16 protein-coding genes and 1 pseudogene are annotated in these 14431 nt (G+C 69.7%); 10 read left to right on the top strand and 7 right to left on the bottom strand.

What is annotated here, in order from left to right; translation table 11 throughout:
• Positions 1–65: 65 nt before the first annotated feature.
• Positions 66–260, bottom strand: a pseudogene (locus tag ACIP6N_RS26490) (TIGR02452 family protein); the annotation flags it as partial.
• Between the two features lie 196 nt (positions 261–456).
• Here ACIP6N_RS26490 and ACIP6N_RS26485 point away from each other — a divergent pair.
• From ACIP6N_RS26485 to ACIP6N_RS26475, 3 genes are read left to right on the top strand one after another with little or no spacing between them, the layout of a single operon-like run.
• Positions 457–1143: a DUF4158 domain-containing protein gene (locus ACIP6N_RS26485; RefSeq protein WP_401819543.1), complete on the top strand. Its 687-nt coding sequence runs from the start codon at positions 457–459 to the stop codon at positions 1141–1143.
• Positions 1144–1147: 4 nt separating this feature from the next.
• On the top strand, positions 1148–2695 hold the full coding sequence (locus ACIP6N_RS26480; protein WP_401819541.1) for an RHS repeat-associated core domain-containing protein: 1548 nt from the start codon (positions 1148–1150) through the stop codon (positions 2693–2695).
• Entirely contained in the window at positions 2683–3234 is a 552-nt protein-coding gene (locus tag ACIP6N_RS26475) for a hypothetical protein (RefSeq protein ID WP_401819538.1), read from the top strand. Before ACIP6N_RS26480 ends, ACIP6N_RS26475 begins: the two co-directional genes overlap by 13 nt.
• A gap of 159 nt (positions 3235–3393) precedes the next feature.
• On the opposite strand, the gene ACIP6N_RS26470 is transcribed toward ACIP6N_RS26475, so the two are convergent.
• Positions 3394–4431, bottom strand: coding sequence for a tyrosine-type recombinase/integrase (locus tag ACIP6N_RS26470; protein WP_401819535.1), 1038 nt, complete (start codon positions 4429–4431; stop codon positions 3394–3396).
• A gap of 352 nt (positions 4432–4783) precedes the next feature.
• On the opposite strand from ACIP6N_RS26470, the gene ACIP6N_RS26465 reads away from it, so the two are divergent.
• Both ACIP6N_RS26465 and ACIP6N_RS26460 read left to right on the top strand, forming a co-directional pair.
• Positions 4784–5368: a hypothetical protein gene (locus tag ACIP6N_RS26465; protein WP_401819533.1), complete on the top strand. Its 585-nt coding sequence runs from the start codon at positions 4784–4786 to the stop codon at positions 5366–5368.
• Between the two features lie 107 nt (positions 5369–5475).
• Positions 5476–5808, top strand: coding sequence for a hypothetical protein (locus ACIP6N_RS26460; RefSeq protein WP_401819531.1), 333 nt, complete (start codon positions 5476–5478; stop codon positions 5806–5808).
• A 72-nt stretch (positions 5809–5880) separates the two neighbouring features.
• Here ACIP6N_RS26460 and ACIP6N_RS26455 read toward each other — a convergent pair whose 3' ends face one another.
• Positions 5881–6579, bottom strand: a complete 699-nt coding sequence (locus ACIP6N_RS26455) for a TIGR02452 family protein (RefSeq protein ID WP_401819529.1) — start codon at positions 6577–6579, stop codon at positions 5881–5883.
• A gap of 174 nt (positions 6580–6753) precedes the next feature.
• Here ACIP6N_RS26455 and egtA point away from each other — a divergent pair, with 174 nt between their 5' ends.
• The 4 genes from egtA to egtD are packed head-to-tail and all read left to right on the top strand — an operon-like array spanning position 6754 to position 11094.
• Entirely contained in the window at positions 6754–8025 is a 1272-nt protein-coding gene (egtA, locus tag ACIP6N_RS26450) for an ergothioneine biosynthesis glutamate--cysteine ligase EgtA (RefSeq protein WP_401819527.1), read from the top strand.
• Positions 8022–9380, top strand: a complete 1359-nt coding sequence (gene egtB, locus ACIP6N_RS26445) for an ergothioneine biosynthesis protein EgtB (RefSeq protein WP_401819525.1) — start codon at positions 8022–8024, stop codon at positions 9378–9380. The genes egtA and egtB overlap by 4 nt, the downstream gene beginning before the upstream one ends.
• A complete protein-coding gene (gene egtC / locus ACIP6N_RS26440) occupies positions 9380–10135 on the top strand; it encodes an ergothioneine biosynthesis protein EgtC (RefSeq protein ID WP_401819523.1) in 756 nt (251 codons plus the stop codon). Before egtB ends, egtC begins: the two co-directional genes overlap by 1 nt.
• A complete protein-coding gene (gene egtD, locus ACIP6N_RS26435) occupies positions 10132–11094 on the top strand; it encodes an L-histidine N(alpha)-methyltransferase (protein WP_401819520.1) in 963 nt (320 codons plus the stop codon). The genes egtC and egtD overlap by 4 nt, the downstream gene beginning before the upstream one ends.
• On the opposite strand, the gene ACIP6N_RS26430 is transcribed toward egtD, so the two are convergent.
• From ACIP6N_RS26430 to ACIP6N_RS26420, 3 genes are all read right to left on the bottom strand, one after another.
• Positions 10989–11867, bottom strand: coding sequence for a lysophospholipid acyltransferase family protein (locus ACIP6N_RS26430; protein ID WP_401819517.1), 879 nt, complete (start codon positions 11865–11867; stop codon positions 10989–10991). The two genes, egtD and ACIP6N_RS26430, sit on opposite strands and share 106 nt — an antisense overlap.
• A complete protein-coding gene (locus ACIP6N_RS26425) occupies positions 11864–12658 on the bottom strand; it encodes a GNAT family N-acetyltransferase (RefSeq protein ID WP_401819515.1) in 795 nt (264 codons plus the stop codon). Before ACIP6N_RS26425 ends, ACIP6N_RS26430 begins: the two co-directional genes overlap by 4 nt.
• Before the next feature lie 346 nt (positions 12659–13004).
• Positions 13005–13370, bottom strand: coding sequence for a VOC family protein (locus tag ACIP6N_RS26420; protein WP_401819512.1), 366 nt, complete (start codon positions 13368–13370; stop codon positions 13005–13007).
• 253 nt (positions 13371–13623) lie between these two features.
• Between ACIP6N_RS26420 and ACIP6N_RS26415 the strand changes: the two genes are divergently transcribed.
• Entirely contained in the window at positions 13624–13839 is a 216-nt protein-coding gene (locus ACIP6N_RS26415) for a dodecin (protein ID WP_401819511.1), read from the top strand.
• An 84-nt stretch (positions 13840–13923) separates the two neighbouring features.
• Here the strand turns inward: ACIP6N_RS26415 and ACIP6N_RS26410 are convergent, their stop codons facing one another.
• Positions 13924–14412, bottom strand: coding sequence for a hypothetical protein (locus tag ACIP6N_RS26410; RefSeq protein WP_401819510.1), 489 nt, complete (start codon positions 14410–14412; stop codon positions 13924–13926).
• Between the last annotated feature and the right edge of the window lie 19 nt (positions 14413–14431).

Below are 14431 nucleotides of genomic sequence, written 5' to 3'. Positions count from 1 at the left end.
GACGCCGGGCCTGCCCGCCTTCCGGGCAGGCCCGGTCCGGCCATGACCCGTGGTCCGCGCCCCGGCTACGCCCCGGACACCCCCGCGAAGGTCCGCCGGAAAGCCTCCAGCGTCGGCGTTCCCCGCGCGCCGTCGAGCACCGCGAAGACGACCTCGTCGAAGTGCCCGGCGAACCGGCCGTCGCCGGTCAGCGGCATACGGAACGCCTCCGCCACCCGTACCGGGTCGTTGGCGAAGACCCCGCAGCCCCAGGCTCCGAGCGGGTCCAGCCAAGGTGAGTCCAAAAGCCGCCACGGGATGATCTTGAAGCCGTGATCCCCTGCCGTTCCTCTACCACCGCGTCCCCGCGGGTGTCCTGGATTCCGCAATTTTGATCTTCCTGGCGTCGCCGCCTGGACATGATCGCGCGGGCGCGTGAGGCGCCTTCGTATGGGCTGGGCGTCGAGTGGGGTGGGGATGACCTCGATCGAGAGGACCGCGTACCCGCGGTTCAAGCGGTTGATCACCGCGCGTGAGCTGCATGTGTTCTTCACTCCCAGCGAGGAGGAGCGGGCCTGGGCGGAGGAGGTCACGGACTCGGACGAGCACCAGCTCGCCCTGTTGGTGGCGCTGAAGTCGTATCAGCGGATGGGGTGCTTCCCGAAGGCGTACGACGTGCCGGAGCAGGTGGTGGAGTTCGTGCGTCGGGCGGTGGAGCTGCCGGAGAGCACGCTGCCGGTGTATGCCTCTGGCCGTACGGCGGAGCGGCACCGGTCGTGGGTGCGTGGGCGGTGCGGGGTCCGCTACGACGGCCAGGCCGCCCGCGGGCTCGCCCAGGAGACGATGCGGGTGGCGGCGGCGTCGAAGAACAACCCGGCGGACCTGATCAACATCGCGCTGGAGAAGCTGGTCGAGGCCAACGTGGAGATACCTCGGTTCTCCACGCTGGACGCGATGGCATCCACGGTGCGGGGCCAGGTGAACGAGGAGATCCTGGCCGGCATCCAAGGCCGGATGACCGAGGAGGAGCGGCGTCGGCTGCTGGGGCTGCCGGACGTGATTGGGCTGGACCGCAAGACGCTGTTCAACGCGCTGAAGCAGAACCCGGGCCGGGCGACCTGGTCGCACTTCAAGCGGCTCAAGGGCCACCTGGACCGAATATGACGCCATGGGCCGACCCGTCAAGATTACTGACTCCGCCCCCTCGACGGTGACTTACGGCTACGACGCGGCCAAGGAGCCCCGTGATCTGCCCATCACCATGACGGACTCCGCGGCAGGCACTTTCACCGCTACCTACGGGCCCGACGGCGAGGTCGAGAACGAAACCCTGCCGGGCGGATACAGCCTGACCACCAGCACCGACGAAGCGGGCTTTCCCACCTCACGGGTCTACACCAGAGACAGCGACGGTCTCACGCTGCTGTCCGACATCGCCGTGGGTTCCATCTACGACCAGACGATCTCGACCACCCGCAGCGCCGGCGCCACCAATGAACAGAACTACACCTATGACCGAATAGGCCGGCTGACCCAGGCAGCGGAGGAGGGAACATACAACGCCCAAAGCCGCTCCTACACCTTCGATGACAATTCCAACCGTACTCAATTGGTGACCAAGGAAGAGCAGCCCGACGGCACTACCGTCCAGCAGACCACGAATTCAACCTACGACAGCGCTGACCGGCTCACCGGAACAGGCATCTCGTACGACGATTTCGGCAGAACTCTCACACAACCAGGTAGCACCTTCACCTACTACACCAACGATCTCATCCACTCACAGACGTCCGGGGACCAGAAGCAGACCTGGAACCTGGACGCGGAGAACCGCCTCGCCTCCTGGACCACAGAGACAGCCGGCACCAGCGAAACACCAGCGACCACACTGACCGCGGTCAACCACTACGGCGCGAACACCGACAGTCCCACCTGGACCGTAGAGGACACTGCGACGGGACTGCGCACGCGCAATGTGCGTGCTCTCTCGGACAGTCTCGCGGCAGTCACCGGCATCACAGACAGGGTCGTTCTGGAACTGACCGACCTCCACGGGGACGCAGGAATCGCTCTGCCCCTGGATACGTCCCTGGCACCCACCGTCGCTGACACGGACGAGTACGGCAACACCCGTGCCGGCACCGAGACCGCCCGGTACAACTGGCTCGCCGCATACCAGCGTTCCTCCCAAACGCCTACCGGCCTGATTCTCATGGGCCAGCGCCTCTACGACCCCGCCGCCGGCCGCTTCCTCACCACGGACCCGGTCGACGGAGGAAACGCCAATGCCTACGAATACTGTTCGGGCGACAGCGTCAACTGCACCGACCTCAGCGGTCAGTACGGAGCCAATCGATGGGGCTGTGGAGCTTTCGTCGACCGGCCCCACCAGTCAGGCACTCCCGGACACACCCACAAAATCAACGTACACGCCGATCTTAAATGCAAGACAAAAGTACCCCGCTACTCGATCCGAGTCAGCCTCTATCGGTCCCGCTGGTGGGGCTGGGAGAAAATCGGCAGCACCGGATATGTGAGTGGCGCGAACAGGTACAAGGATCGAGCCGTCGCGAACTGGGCACCTCACGGGCACTGCTACTATTACAAGGCAGTGGGCGAGTTCATGATTCACGGCGGACACACCACCATCAGATCCACGGTGTACAACTACGACACCCACTTCATCCAAGGTAAGAAAGAGATGTGCGTGAAATGATCGGCCAAACAGGCCTGTGCGTCATGCACTGGGATGCCGTTCGGCCGTATCGACTAACTACCGTCGTGGTCGAAGCGGCGTACGCCGAACTTGCGGAAACAAATGCACGCGGCGTCATGGACGGGGTTGTGCTTCCCTCTGCCTGGGCAGAAATACCGGCACTGGAACGGCTGCGCCTGGTGCGGGATTGTGTGACCATCCCGATCGCCCTTGTGGATCACCTGATTGATGACCGCCCAGGAGTGAGGGAGTTCGACTCATGGTCGAACTGCACAGAGGAAGTGGTTGAGCAGACGCTGCCGGTCTGTCTTCGCGACCATGTGAGAACAGTCGTCCTCGATGGAGCCCCAGATGGGGCGGCAGGCGCAACCGAATGGCTGGAAAGCCCGGCCTCTCTTCACGCCGCCACCGGGGCCTGGCCCGGAATGAAGGCGTACGCCAGGCTTGCAGCACTAGTTTGCGTTGATGGCTCGGAACAGGCCGACTCCCTGTTCCAGGAAGTCGACCGACGCACTGTAGGCGGTTTCAGTCTGCGTTAGTTGCTCTCAGCGTGACACCATCACGTGGGTCCCGGTTCCTGATCCAGGAACCGGGACCCACACATTTGTACTGTGAGAGTGCGGCAGGGCCCTGTCGTTCTCGCGATCGGCCACGAATGATCATCAGATGAGTCCGAGAGCGGCCGGACCACGTTGCAGTCAGTGCCGACGGCGGGCGGCCGGGTCGGAGGCGGCGACGTGCGCGGCGACCGCATCGACGCCGGGACGGGCGTAGCGCTCCAGGGAGCGGACGGAGGCGTGCCGGGAGCGGGCCAGCAGCATCGGGGTGGACGTGCCGCGTTCGGCGTCGTGCGTAAGCGCGCTGTGGCGAAGGCGGTGCAGTGTCCAGCCCTCCAGATCGGCGATGTCCTCCGGCCGGGCGAGCGGGTTGGCCAGCAGCCGCGTGGCGTACTCGAAGATCTCCTCAGCCCGCCGGTAGGACAGCCGAGCGCGCTTGGTCTCCGGGCACACGTCCAGTGCGGCGGTGCCCGCGGGGGCCTTGCGGCCGGTGAGGAACAACGGTCCGCGGCGGCGGCCGGCGATGAGGCGGGGCAGCAACTGGGCGGCGCCGGACTGCCAGTGGATCCACTCCCTCGCCCCGCCCTTGGATGTGATCTTGCCGCGCTTGTCCTGCGGGTAGAGGTCCTCCACGTTCAGGCACAGCACCTCATCCGCCCGAGCCGCGGACTCGTAGAGCATCTTCCAGAACGTCTTCTCCCGTAGCCCCGCCTCCAACCGCCACAGGGCAGCGATCTGGGACTCCGCCAGGGCCTTGGTGCGGTCCGGCGGAGCCGGGCGCCGCTCGATGCCGACCGTCGGATCGCAGGTGATCCAGCCCTGCCGCTTCCACCAGCCGATCGCCTTGCGCGCGATGGACAACTCCCGGTTGACGGTGTCGGCGTCCATCTCGTCCGCCCGCGCCGCCGCCAGCTCCGCCATCACCTCCGGCAGTGCCGGGTCGTCGATGACGGTCACGGGCACGGCCGGGGGCTTCGCGCTGCGGCGGGCCGGGCCGGTCGGGGCCGGCTGTCCGGCGACCATCCACCCCCACGTCGTCAGCGAGATCCGGTAGACTCTCGCGGAGGACTTCGCGATCCCAGCACCGGTGAGGTACCGCTCGACCGCCGCGGTGTACAGACCCGGTGGGGCGGACAGGGGCACCACCCGGGCACGCGGCACCGCCAACGTGCCTTGCACATCCGCCCCATCACCCGATGCGCTCGCCAGTTCGATCGACACCCGCTCCGCCCTCCCGACTGCTCTGCCGCAGTAAATGCGTACACCTCGCCTGCGGCGGCCGGAGAACCCGCCGCAGGTCGTGACGATCACGGTAGAGGCTCCGCCGCGGTAAATCCGGTATTTACTGCGGATGATGACGCGCGTCCCCCGGCGGGCAGCAGACACCCAGCGACCGGGACGAACATCAGTGGCCCGGTGCCGACAGCGGCAGGCCGTCACCGCCCAGAAGGCGGTGATCGCCTCGGTTCCGGTCCGTGCCCGCCGGATGGCGCCGTAGGCTGGCGGCCTCACGACGGAGGGGAGACCAGCGGTGAGTGAGCACGACCAACCGACGGCCGGGGGCGGCATCGACTACACCAGTATCGTGCGCGGCACAGAAGGCACCGGCCCGACGATGCCCGGCATGTTCGACTCCGCTCCGGGGGCCGTCCGGGTTCCCGGGCGAGTCGACTTCGGCATCGACTCTCTCGGCCAGTGGCACATCGAGGTCCGTGCCCACGACGGCCAGCTCCTGGAGGTCACCGACGATGGGATGGGCAACCAGCCGATCGACCTGGCCGCGTACCCGACTGACAACCCGGCCGGCGCCGTCGACCTGCACGCCGAACTCACCCGCCGCTTCCCCGACAGCCAGGTCGTCTGGCGCCCCGGCGTGATGAACAGCCTCGACGAAGCAAGCGCCGCCGCCCACCGCGCGCTGGCCGCCGCCGCCAAGGACCGCAAAGCCGCCCGGGCCGCCGCCGACACCGCGGGCGCCTCCCTGCGCAAGGCCCTGCCCCTGGCGGTGAAGGCCAGACTCGGCCCCGCCGAGATCGCCACCCGCACCGGATACGCTCGCTCCACCATCACCAGCGCCCTCACCGACCTCATCCCCGCCCAGGACAACACCCGGTGAGCGGACCACAGCCCGGCAGGCGCGAGTGCACCGTCGCAATCGTCCACCGCGCCGGCGCCGAGCGGGCCCACCTGGTGCTGCCGCTCTGAATTAACGAACAGATCACCGTGCCCATCCCCACCCACGAGCTGATAGCCGCCAGCCTGGACCGCGACCAGCTGCCCGGCACGGAGCTGACCGCCACCGCGAACCTGGCCGCGAGCGAGGACACCGACGTCGACACCCGCGACGCCCAACTCCCCCACAGCAACGCTTACAGGCAGCACGGCCCATCAAACCTGCTGGTCACGGAACCACCGGCGGGGTCATGGTGGGCCCGTTCCATGTTGTACGACGAGAGGATTCCCCTCATGGGCGCTCTGCCGCCATTGAGTCCCGACCAGCGCCGGGTCGCGCTGGAGAAGGCCGAAGCCGCGCTCCGAGGTCAGGGACACCCTTAAGCACCGCAGGCTCTCGCTCAAGCAATCGGCGCCGATCAACCCGCGTACGGTGAAGCCGACAAGCTGTGCCCGTCATGCCTTCAAGATCATCCCGTGGCGGCTTCTGGGCTCACCTTGGCTGTACCCCCCGAGCACCAGCCGTCGGTAGCCGCGCTCCGCCGCCGTCTCCAGGACCCTTTCGGCCCTCGCGTCGAGCGCGGCAGGAACGCGGTGGGCCTCTTCGGGGGTCCTTCTCCGGATCACACCCGCGTTCGGCGCGGGTGAGGTGAGGAAGCCGACCTGGTACGGCGTGGCGAGGAAGGCGCCCCGGTCGTCGCGGAAGACCGGCACGCCGGGTGAGTGAATGACCCGGTCGGTGTAGAACGGGCTGCGTTCCGCGCGGTGGTGCGCGTAGAACTCGGGCGCGCGCCGCAGTGTGGCGTACAGGGCGGAGGCCCGGCACAGCGCCTCTTCCTGCGCCTGCGCGCCGTTCAGGTAGCCACCGCCCGGATTGCGCGCCGAGGCGAAGGTGAGGACGGCGACGGCGCCCTTTCCGGCCATGGTCAGCCGTCGTGCCGCTTCCAGGCTGCTCTCGCCTGTGACCTCGACGGCGGTCGCGCGGTCGCCGTCCGGCGTAACGGCCACGGCTTCCGGCCCGTACATCCGCGTACCCGAGAGGGCGGCTTCGACCGCCGGGCCGATCACGACCTCCCGGCCACCGCCGACCAGGTATTTTCCCGCCCGGACAACGTCCTCGGTCTCTTTCGCGATCCCCCGCAGCCGTGCGCTCATAACCGGAATCGTGCGTGAGGAATCGCCTGTGGGGCAACCTGATTTCTGACGAATTGAAGACCTGTAGGGCACTCTTGTGCGAAGCGGCGAGAGTGGCTTTAGGTTGGACCGAAGCACTTCTCCCCGACCCCGGGGAAGAAGCCCGGTCATGATCTTCGACAGGAGGATCCGGCCATGCCGCCAGAGGCTTTCACTCACGAGGAAACCGCACTCGGCGAGGACGACGCCGAGGATCTGCTGCGCGGGATAGCGTTCAAGACTGGTCCGCCCCGCCTGGTAGGCGTTGAGCTGGAATGGCTCGTCCACGATCTGCACCACCCCGAACAGCCCGTGTTGACCCGCCGTCTCGAAGAAGCCTTCGACGGCCTGCGGTCGGTGCCCCTGCATTCGGCGCTCACCTTCGAACCGGGCGGTCAGCTGGAAATCAGCTCCCAGCCGGCCGCGTCGCTCATGGACTGCATCACCTCGGCCGCCAACGACCTGGACGCCGTACGCCCCGCACTGGCCGCGTCCGGTCTCGCGCTCGCCGGTTTCGGACAGGACCCCTGGCACTCCCCTCGGCGGATGCTGCGCGTTCCCCGTTACGACGCCATGGAGGCGTATCTCGACCGGATCGGTCCCGCCGGCCGCGCCATGATGCGGACGACGGCCTCCGTCCAGGTCTGTCTGGACGCGGGGTACGAGGAACCGGGGCCACTCGGGTACGGCAGGCGCTGGCAGCTGGCGCACCTGCTGGGCGCGGTGCTGGTCGCCGCGTTCGCCAATTCGCCCATGGCGAGGCGGCGCGCCACCGGCTGGCGCTCCCACCGGCAAGCGGTGTGGACCGAGCTGGACCCGGCCCGTACCGCCGCGCCGTCCGGCGTCGAGCCGCGCGCCGCGTGGGCCGCGTACGCCCTCGACGCGCCGGTGATGTGCGTGCGGGCGGCCGAGGGCCCCTGGGAGGTTCCGCGGGGGCTCAGTTTCCGTGACTGGATCCGCTCCGGTCTGCCGAGGCCGCCCGTCCGCGCCGATCTCGACTACCACCTCTCCACACTTTTCCCGCCCGTCCGGCCGCGCGGCCACCTGGAACTGCGGATGATCGATGCCCAGCCCGGTCCTGACGGCTGGGTGGTACCGCTCGCCGTCACCACCGCGCTGTTCGATGATCCGGAGGCCTCGGAGACCGCATACCGCACGGTCAAGGCCCTGGCCGCGACGGCGGGCGCGGCGCCCGCGCCCGGCAATCCGCTCTGGGTCAACGCCGCGCGGTACGGCCTGGGCGACCCCGAACTCCAGGCGGCCGCCGCGGCCTGTTTCGCCGCCGCTCTGGAGGCGCTTCCGCGCATCGGCGCCACCACCGCCGTCCAGGACGCCGTGGCCGCCTTCCACGACCGTTACGTCCTGCGGGGCCGGACCCCCGCCGACGACCTGCGGGCTCCGGAACCCGAGAAGGATCTGCGCTCATGACCGACCATGCCGCCGAGAAGGCCGACACCGGCGGGAGCGCCGGCGTCCTCACCCACGAGACCTCTGCCGAAGATCTGCGCCGCCGCGCCGTCGAGACCCTGACGGCCGCGCGCAGCCGTACCTCCCTGCTGACCTCTGCCGTCGACGACCGCGAACTGACCGCTCAGCACTCGCCGTTGATGTCTCCGCTGGTGTGGGATCTGGCGCACATCGGCAATCAGGAGGAGCAGTGGCTGCTGCGTACGGTCGGGCGCCGGGACGCCCTGCGACCGGACATCGACTCGATCTACGACGCCTTCGAGCATCCCAGGTCGGCCCGTCCCGCACTGCCACTGCTCGCGCCCGCCGAGGCACGGACGTACGCGGCCGACGTGCGGGGCCGGGTGCTGGACGTCATCGAGCGCACCCCGTTCCACGGCGGCCCCCTGCTGAACGCCGGTTTCGCCTTCGGGATGATCGCCCAGCACGAGCAGCAGCACGACGAGACGATGCTCATCACCCATCAGCTGCGCCGGGGGCCCGCCGCGCTGACCGCGCCGAAGCCTCCGGCCGGGGACACCACGGGGCTGCCCGCCGAAGTACTCGTGCCCGCAGGACGGTTCACGATGGGCACCTCGGCCGAACCCTGGGCGCTGGACAACGAACGGCCCGCGCACCAACGGCTCGTGCCCGCGTTCTTCATCGACACCGTGCCGGTGTCCAACGGCGACTATCTGCACTTCATCGAGGACGGCGGCTACACGGACGAGCGGTGGTGGGCTCCGGAGGGCTGGGCCCAGATCCGTGAACACGCCATCGGCGCACCGCTGTTCTGGCGCCAGGAGGCCGGTCAGTGGCTGCGCCGCCGGTTCGGGACAGTGGAGCCGGTACCGGAGGACGAGCCGGTGCTCCATGTGAGCTGGTACGAGGCGGACGCGTACGCCCGCTGGGCGGGGCGGCGGCTGCCGACCGAGGAGGAGTGGGAGAAGGCGGCCCGCCACGATCCGGTCTCCGGGCGGTCCCTGCGCCATCCGTGGGGCGACGAGGACCCGACGCCCGCGCACGCCAATCTCGGCCAGCGCCATCTTCAGCCCGCCGCTGTCGGCAGCTATCCGCAGGGCGCTTCGCCGCTCGGTGTACGGCAGTTGATCGGGGATGTCTGGGAGTGGACGTCGAGCGACTTCCTGCCCTACCCGGGCTTTGCCGCCTTCCCCTACCGGGAGTACTCCGAGGTGTTCTTCGGCAGCGCCCACAAGGTGCTGCGTGGCGGGTCCTTCGGGGCCGACGCGGTGGCCTGCCGGGGCTCGTTCCGCAACTGGGACCTGCCCGTCCGCCGCCAGATCTTCTCCGGATTCCGTACGGCCAGGGATGCCTGATGTGTCGTCATATCGCCTACACAGGAGCAACATTGGCACTCGGTGAGGTGCTGATCACACCCGAACACGCGCTGTACCGGCAGTCGTGGGAGCCGCGTCACCAGCGGTACGGAACCGTCAACGCAGATGGTTTCGGGGTGGGTTGGTACGCCGAAGGCGATCCGGTGCCCGGGCGCTACCGGCGGGGCGGTCCCATCTGGGCCGATCAGGGCTTCACCGATCTGGCGCGGGTGGTCCGCAGCGGCACCCTGCTCGCCGCCGTACGCGATGCGACGGAGCCAGGGGCCGACGGCGAGGCGGCGGCCGCGCCGTTCGCGTCCGGGCCGTGGCTGTTCAGCCACAACGGAGCGGTGAGGGACTGGCCGGGGAGCCTCGCTCCGCTCGCCGCGTCGCTCCCGCCGGAGGAGTTGCTGTCGCTGGCGGCCCGCAACGACTCCGCACTGGTGTGGGCGCTGGTGCTGCGCCGGCTGCGGGAGGGGGACGGGCTCGGTCAGGCGCTGGCCGACACGGTGTCCGATGTCGCGGCGGCCGCCCCCCGGTCGCGGCTCAACCTGCTGCTGACCGACGGCCGGACGATAGCGGGAACCGCCTGGGGGGACACGCTCTGGTATCTCGCGGAACCGGGCCGCCGCGCGGTGGTGGCCTCGGAGCCGTACGACAACGATCCGCGCTGGTGCGAAGCCCCCGACCACACCCTGGTCGTGGCGGACCGCACCGACGTATCGCTCACCCCCCTCAAGGAGCCACCCGCGTGAGCCCGTTCCAGCTGACCCGCACCCTGCCCGAGCACGCCACCGACGCCGCGCTGCGCGCCGATGTGCTCCAAGGTCTCGGCCGTACGCCGAAGATGCTGCCGCCCAAGTGGTTCTACGACGCGCGCGGCAGCGACCTGTTCGAGGAGATCACCCGGCTGCCCGAGTACTACCCGACGCGCGCGGAGCGGGAGATCCTGCTCGCCCGGGCGCCGGAGATCGCGGCGGCGACCGGCGCGCGCACCCTGATCGAACTGGGCTCCGGATCCTCGGAGAAGACCCGGCATCTGCTCGACGCGCTGCCGGAGCTGGAGAGTTACGTACCGGTCGACGTGAGTGAGAGCGCGCTGACCGGGGCCGCTGAGGGGCTGCTCGCCGAGCGGCCCGGACTCCGGATCCACGCGCTCATCGCCGATTTCACCACCGGGCTCACGCTGCCCGAGTCGCCGGGGCCGCGGCTGGTGGCGTTCCTCGGTGGCACCGTCGGCAATCTGCTGCCCGCGGAACGTGCGGTCTTCCTCTCGTCGGTCCGTGCGCTGCTGGCGCCCGGGGACGCGCTGTTGCTCGGCACGGATCTGGTGAAGGACGAGTCCGTACTGGTCAGAGCGTACGACGACGCGGCCGGGGTGACGGCCGCGTTCAACAAGAACGTCCTGTCGGTCGTCAACCGGGAACTCGGCGGGGACTTCGATCCCGCCGACTTCGATCATGTCGCCCTCTGGAACCGTGAGTGCGAGCGGATCGAGATGCGACTGCGCGCCCGCCGGGCTCTGAACGTGAAGATCACCGATCTGGATCTGCTGGTGCGTTTCGAGGCCGGCGAGGAGGTACGCACGGAGGTGTCGGCGAAGTTCCGTCAGGACGGGGTCAGGGCTGAACTGGCGGACGCCGGGATGGCCTTGACCCACTGGTGGACGGATGAGGCCGGCCGGTTCGCGCTGTCGCTCGCGACGGCGGTCTGAGCGTCGAGAGCCAGCGAGCGGCGGTCGGTGTGACTCCCGGCGGGGATCGGCGGCAGGACCGCGATCTCCGCCGTGAGGCCGCCTGCCTTCGCGACGCGCCAGAGCGACGCGAGCAGTGTGTCGTCCCCGACGAAGGCCGGAGCGCTCGACCGCGCGCCCGACGGTGTGCGGTAGGTGATACGTACGGGCCGTACGTCGGCGGCCGCGTCCAGCGCCGCCTGGAACACCGCGGAGGTGAACCGGCCCTGCTCGCGCCCGCACCAGGTGCAGCCCTCAGGGAAGACGATCACCCGGGAGCCTTCGCTCAGCGCGGTGGCGAGCGTACGCACCGTGCCGGGCAGCGCGCGCAGCCGCTCGCGCTCCACGAACAGGGTGCCGCCCCCGGCGGCCACTCGTCCGAGGACCGGCCAGGACCGTATCTCGCTCTTGGCGAGCATCCGCCCGGGGAACACGGCGGCGATCAGCGGGATGTCCAGCCAGGAGATGTGGTTGGCGACGACCAGCATGGGGCCGCCGCGCCGGGCAAAGGGCGCGCCGGCGAACCGGATCCGCAGACCGAAGGCGCGCAGCAGGGCGCGTGCCCAGCGGCGGGTGAGGCGGTCACGGAGAGCCGCGCCCAGCGGTGAGAGGAGCGGGGCGAGCAGAACTCCCGTGACCAGGAGGGAGATTCCCGTCAGCAGCCGGGCGGCCGCGGCCGTCACGCCGACGGCCGGACCCGCGTGTGTCCCGCAACCCTGCGGCGTGCAGGGGGCGGTGGGCAGCCAGACGCTCATCGCGCGGGGGCGAGCGAGAGGAAGTGGCGCATGTAGCGGGGGTTGGTGCGCCGCATCGACAGCAGGACATAGAGGTCGGCAACACCGAACTCCGGGTCGTGCGCGGGCGCGCCGCAGACCCAGGCGCCGAGCCGCAGGTAGCCGCGGAGCAGCGCGGGCAGATCGGCGGAGCTGCCCGCGGTGGTGTCGATGCCCTGGGCGGGGGTCCAGAGGCGGTGCGGAGTGACCCAGTACTCCTCGGGGGCGAGGTACTTGTCCTTGACGGTGCTCCAGGTCGTGGCGGCCAGCGCGCCGCCGTCGGCGAGCGGCACCGAGCAGCAGCCGGCCAGCCAGTTGTGTCCGCTGCCGGTCATGTAGCGGGCGAGTCCGGCCCAGATGAGGCTGATGACGGCGCCGGAGCGGTGCAGAGGGTGCACGCAGGAGCGGCCGACCTCGACCAGGTCGTCCCTGATCGGGGCGAGCCGGCCGAGGTTGAACTCGCTGTCGGAGTAGAGCCGTCCGGCGGCCCTGGCGCGGTCGGGCGGCAGCAGCCGGTACGTGCCGACGACTTCGCCCGTGGTCTCCTCCCGTACCAGCAGGTGGTCGCAGAACGCGTCGAACGCGTCGGCGTCCAGGCCGGGTTCGGTGGTGTCGAGCCGGGCGCCCATCTCCCCGGCGAACACGAGGTGACGCAGGCGCTGGGCGGCGCGTACGTCCTCCTGGTCACGGGCGAGGGAGACCACGTAGCGCGGCGGCACGGGGGCGGGAGGAGCGAGGGTGGCGGGCAGCGGGGCGGGGATGACCGTGGACATGGCTGTCTCCTGTGCCGGAAGTGTGCCGGAAGGGAAGGCGTACAGCCGTCCCGGCGCCGGTGCGCCGGTTCGGCACCTCGTTTCTTCCGCGACCGACTGGATTCGACATGACGGCACGGCGGAGAGTGGATGTGCGACGGCTGAATGCCGGGAGCTGAGGCGGGAACTGGCGGGCGGGGACGGAGAATCCCACTGTTTCCACGCGGGCCGGACCACGGCCGTCCATCTCGGCCCGCGTGCGGTGCACTGGAAATTCGCCCGGCAGCCACATCGGTGGCGGTCGGCGACGGCGTCCGGCGCGCGAGAGGCGCGCGCCGGCCCCGCCCGTTGCGGCGTCCCGTTCCGGTCAGCCCGTGAACGACTGCTTCGGCGCCAGGACGCAGAACTCGTTGCCCTCCGGGTCGGAGAGCACCTGCCAGGTGACGTCCGCGCTCTGGCCGACGTCGACGTGGACGGCACCGAGGGACAGCAGCCGCGCCACCTCCGCCTCCTGGTTATCCGCGGCGAGGTCGATGTGCAGCCGGTTCTTCACCTGCTTCGCCTCCGGAACAGGGACGAAGATCAGGCCCGGAAACGTGTGTGCGTCGGAGGCAACGATCACATCGCCGTCGGAGTCCACGAACACCTGCTGGTCGAGCGCCTCGGCCCAGAATCGGGCGAGTGCGGCGGGGTCCGCCGCGTCGATCGCGATCTGGCACATCCGCAGAGCCATGCCGTACGTCCTTCCTCGGAGAGGATCCCGCGCCCGGCGGGCGAAGGAGACGAACCGCGCGCGGTCCCGCAACTCCCGCCCGCCGCGCGGCCGGTGGGTGTGGATACGTACGGTAGCGCCCCCGGTACGCGGCGCGGCGGCTGTGCGGTGTGCCCTCCGGCGGCGGTCCGACGTCTCGCGGAGCCGCGTGGGGTAGGGCACCGTGGAGGGGGTACGCGATGTGTCCGTTACTCGTGAAGAGGAGAGCCGTCCCATGACGAATCACACTTACCGAGTCACCGAGATCGTCGGCACGTCGCACGAGGGGATCGACGACGCCATTCGCAACGGGGTCAACCGAGCGTCGGAAACCCTGCGAGGGCTGGACTGGTTCGAGGTGACCGAGGTCCGTGGGCACATCGAGGACGGCGACATCGAACACTTCCAGGTCGGGCTGAAGGTCGGTTTCCGGCTCGAAGGCGACGCGTAGCCGCCTGGCCCGGGGGCCCGGGAGACGGACTGCCGGAGCAGGGGCCGCCGGGTCCCCGTGCGGCCCTGCGGGTCACGTCCGGGCTCAGGTGCGGCCCTCGCTCTCCTGAGCGTCCTTGAACGCCGTCGAGGTGTCGGCCCAGCGGGCCCGTACGACCGGGAAGCCCGCCCGTTCGGCCGCGTCGCAGACCAGTTCGTCGTCGTCCACGAGCATCCGTATCCCCCGCTCGCCGGCCAACTCGCGCAGAACGCCGAGTTTGAACGTACGGGCCGGGCGCCGGTCCGTGTCGCCGCGCATCAGGACCCTCCCCTTCGGCAGCCCGTGCGTGCTCAGCCACGCCTCGGTGTCGCGGCGGCAGCGCTCCGGACGGCCGGTGAGGTACACGACCTCGCACTCCTCGGCGGCCACCACCGCCAGTCGTATCCCCTCGGCCAGCGGTGTGTCGTGCACGGCGGCCCGGAAGAAGGCGTTCCAGTCCCGGGGCGTGCGCTCCAGGAAGTGCTGGCGGTGGCTTGTCTCCGCGAGAGTGCCGTCCAGGTCGAATACGGCGAGTGGCCTGCTGCGCTGCGTCATGTACGCCAGCGTAGGGAAT

Source organism: Streptomyces sp. NPDC088725, assembly GCF_044751305.1.
Taxonomy (GTDB): Bacteria; Actinomycetota; Actinomycetes; order Streptomycetales; family Streptomycetaceae; genus Streptomyces.
The sequence above is the reverse complement of the archived record's forward strand: the minus strand, read 5'-3'. Positions and strand labels throughout refer to the sequence as shown.

What these genes read in the sequence shown, in the direction of transcription:
- ACIP6N_RS26485 (WP_401819543.1), top strand. Translation starts at nt 457, where the DNA reads ATGACCTCGATCGAGAGGACCGCGTACCCGCGGTTCAAGCGGTTGATC.
- ACIP6N_RS26480 (WP_401819541.1), top strand. Translation starts at nt 1,148, where the DNA reads ATGGGCCGACCCGTCAAGATTACTGACTCCGCCCCCTCGACGGTGACT.
- ACIP6N_RS26455 (WP_401819529.1), bottom strand. Translation starts at nt 6,579, where the DNA reads ATGAGCGCACGGCTGCGGGGGATCGCGAAAGAGACCGAGGACGTTGTC.
- egtA (WP_401819527.1), top strand. Translation starts at nt 6,754, where the DNA reads ATGCCGCCAGAGGCTTTCACTCACGAGGAAACCGCACTCGGCGAGGAC.
- egtB (WP_401819525.1), top strand. Translation starts at nt 8,022, where the DNA reads ATGACCGACCATGCCGCCGAGAAGGCCGACACCGGCGGGAGCGCCGGC.
- egtC (WP_401819523.1), top strand. Translation starts at nt 9,380, where the DNA reads ATGTGTCGTCATATCGCCTACACAGGAGCAACATTGGCACTCGGTGAG.
- ACIP6N_RS26430 (WP_401819517.1), bottom strand. Translation starts at nt 11,867, where the DNA reads ATGAGCGTCTGGCTGCCCACCGCCCCCTGCACGCCGCAGGGTTGCGGG.
- ACIP6N_RS26425 (WP_401819515.1), bottom strand. Translation starts at nt 12,658, where the DNA reads ATGTCCACGGTCATCCCCGCCCCGCTGCCCGCCACCCTCGCTCCTCCC.
- ACIP6N_RS26420 (WP_401819512.1), bottom strand. Translation starts at nt 13,370, where the DNA reads ATGGCTCTGCGGATGTGCCAGATCGCGATCGACGCGGCGGACCCCGCC.
- ACIP6N_RS26415 (WP_401819511.1), top strand. Translation starts at nt 13,624, where the DNA reads ATGACGAATCACACTTACCGAGTCACCGAGATCGTCGGCACGTCGCAC.
- ACIP6N_RS26410 (WP_401819510.1), bottom strand. Translation starts at nt 14,412, where the DNA reads ATGACGCAGCGCAGCAGGCCACTCGCCGTATTCGACCTGGACGGCACT.